The sequence below is a fragment of the Noviherbaspirillum denitrificans genome (assembly GCF_002211445.1).
GTDB lineage: Bacteria > Pseudomonadota > Gammaproteobacteria > Burkholderiales > Burkholderiaceae_D > Noviherbaspirillum > Noviherbaspirillum denitrificans.
The window spans coordinates 2,378,630-2,381,492 of sequence record NZ_LSTO01000001.1; the positions used below are offsets into that span (position 1 = coordinate 2,378,630).

Below are 2,863 nucleotides of genomic sequence, written 5' to 3' on the forward strand. Positions count from 1 at the left end.
GGAGCGAGAGCAGCAGCGCATGCAGCGCCAGCGACACCGTTATTGCCCCGGCAAGCCGCGTCCGGGCCGGGCCGTCGGGCGGAAGTGGGCGTGCAGCGATCGCAGTCATACGCCACATTATTGCACGCCATCAAGTCTATCCAGAATGGCGCGGCAATACGATGCGGCTGCACTTATACTGTCGTAGTCGGCGCGCTGCTCGGCAGCGCTTATCCTGCTTGCCTCCATGTCCAGTACCTTCAATATCCTGATCGTCGGCGCCTTGTTCTGCATCCTGATGCTGCTGGTCCTGACTTCGCTCCTGCGCAGCAGGCTGCCCGGCATCCGGGAATGGTGCGTTGCCAATGCCCTGGGCTGCGTCGCACTGGTGCTCTATGCATTCGGCCTCGAATTGCCGTCGTTCATCGCCTATGAGGTCACCAACAGCGTGTACGCAGCGGCGGCTGCCGGCATGCTCGCCGGATTCCGCCTCTACCACGGCAGGAATCCGCTGTGGAGCCAGCTCGGCGCCGGCGTCGCCCTGGTGGCGGCATCGATCGGCCTGTTCCATTACGCCTACGATTCCTATGCCATGCGCACCATTGTCGTGGCAGTGTTCCAGGGCGCGATCTGCCTGGCCATTGCGATGACGATCGTGCGCGCGCGGCGCGACTGGAGTTCCCATTACCCGTCTTTGTTCACTGTCGGCATGGCAGCGATCATCACGCTCGGGCACGGCATCCGCAGCGTGGTCTACCTGTCGCACACGGGCGAGGTGACGTCGTTGCTGCAGCCTTCACCCTGGAACCTGTTCTTCGTCTCGGCAGGCACCTTTGTGCTGCCTGTGCTGACCTTCGGCGCCGTGATGCTGGTGCATGACGCAATGCTGGCCAAGGCCGAGCTGGTTGCCAACCGCGACTTCCTGACCAACGCCTGGACACGCCGCGCCTTCTTCGAGCACGCCGACCGCGAACTGCTGCGCGCGCGGCGCAGCGGACGGCACATGTCGGTGCTGCTGCTGGACGTCGACCACTTCAAGAAGATCAACGATACCTATGGGCATGCGATCGGCGATGCGGTACTGGTCGACCTGGTCAGGCGGGCGGCGACCGTGGTGCGCTCGATCGATTACTTTGCCCGGGTGGGCGGGGAAGAGTTTGCAGTCCTGCTGCCGGAAACCTCGCGCGAAGCCGCGGCCGTGGTGGCTGAACGGATGCGCACCGTGGTGGCGCAGTCGGGAGGCGACAAGGGATGGTCGAAGGTGCCGGTGCCGCACTACACCGTCAGCATCGGCGTGTCGTCGGCGCGCGGCTTCGAGTCCCTGCAGGACCTGCTGCGCCGCGCCGACGCCGCCCTGTACGCCGCCAAGGCAATGGGGCGCAACAGGGCAATTAGTGAAGCGGATGTAGAAGCTTGACGATTACTGCAAAGATCTCACGCACAGCCGGAAATCCGGATCTTCTTCATACTTCCGCACGTCAAACTCGAGGCTGCGCATCAGCTTGAGCATCGGTGAATTGTTCGTCAGCACCAGGCCTTCGATCTGCGACAGGCCCTTGCTGCGCGCCACGTCCATGATCGAGAGCATCATGCGCGAACCCAATCCCTGGCCATTGAATTCGTCGGAAATCGCGAGCGAGAATTCGCAGGTGTTCTGGTCGGGGTTGGTGACGTAGCGCGAGACGCCGATGATGCGCTCGGTCTCGGTGAATCCGCCGTCTTCCGTCGGCGTGCGCTCGCGGTACATTGCCACCAGTGCCATTTCGCGGTCGTAGTCGATCAGCGTGAACTTCGCCAGCATCTTCACCGACAGTTCGCGCATGGTCGACACGAAGCGGAAATAGCGGCTCTCCGGCGTCATGCGGCGCACGAAGTCCTGCAGCATCTGTGCGTCGTCGGGACGGATCGGGCGCACCGCATAGTGCCCGCCGCCGCGCATCGGCCACTCCTGCTCGCGATCGGATGGATAGGGCGTGATCGCCAGGTGCGGGAAGTGGTCGGCGCCGTGCGGCGCATGGTCGATCACGATGCGCGCATCGACCGCGACAGCGCCGTTGGCATCGACAATCACCGGATTGATATCCATGTGGCGCAGCTGGGGCAGCGCGCACACCATTTCCGACACGCGCAGCAGGATCTGCTCCAGCGCCTCGCGCTGGGCGGGCGGTGCGCCGCGCCAGTTGCCCAGCGTCTCGGCGCAGCGCGCGCGGTCGATCAGGCGTTGCGCGAGGAACTGGTTGAGCGGCGGCAGTTCGATCGCGCGGTCGTTGATCAGCTCGATCATCGTGCCGCCGGCGCCGAAGGAAATCACCGGGCCGAAGGGCTCGTCGGTCGTCACGCCGATGTACAGCTCGCGTCCGTGCGGCTTGCCCGACATGTTCTGGATGGTCACGCCGTTGATGCGCGCGTCGGGGCGCAGGCGCGCCACGGTTGCCATCATGTCCTGCCAGGTGTCGCGTACCGCTGCCGCATTCTGCAGGTTCAGCGCCACGCCGTGCACGTCCGACTTGTGGGTGATGTCGGGCGAATCGATCTTCAGCGCGACCGGATAGCCGAGCTGGTTGGCCACCAGGATTGCCTCGCTCGCCGAGCGGGCGAGGATGGTCTTGGTGACGGGCACATGGAAGGCCGACAGCAGCGCCTTCGATTCCATTTCGGTCAGCACCTTGCGCCGTTCTGTCAGCACGCTTTCCACCAGGATGCGCGCGCCTTCGAGGTCAGGCTTGGCAAGCTGGGACAGCGGCGGTGGGGTCTGGTACAGCAGCTTCTGGTTCTGGTGGAATGACGCGATGTTGTGGAAGGCATCGACCGCCGCTTCCGGCGTGCGGTAGGTCGGGATGGTCGCGCGCGACAGGATCTGCCGTGCCGCGGCGGCGCGTTCGTC

Annotated in this window: 2 protein-coding genes; one reads left to right on the forward strand and one right to left on the reverse strand. The window is 64.7% G+C overall.

The features are described from left to right. The first annotated feature begins 226 nt into the window (after window positions 1-226). On the forward strand, window positions 227-1,396 hold the full coding sequence (locus AYR66_RS11635) for a GGDEF domain-containing protein (RefSeq protein ID WP_088707618.1): 1,170 nt from the start codon (window positions 227-229) through the stop codon (window positions 1,394-1,396). Window positions 1,397-1,399: 3 nt separating this feature from the next. Here the strand turns inward: AYR66_RS11635 and AYR66_RS11640 are convergent. Next, the coding region (locus AYR66_RS11640) for a bifunctional acetate--CoA ligase family protein/GNAT family N-acetyltransferase (protein WP_141104225.1) at window positions 1,400-2,863 on the reverse strand (1,464 nt) is incomplete at its 5' end.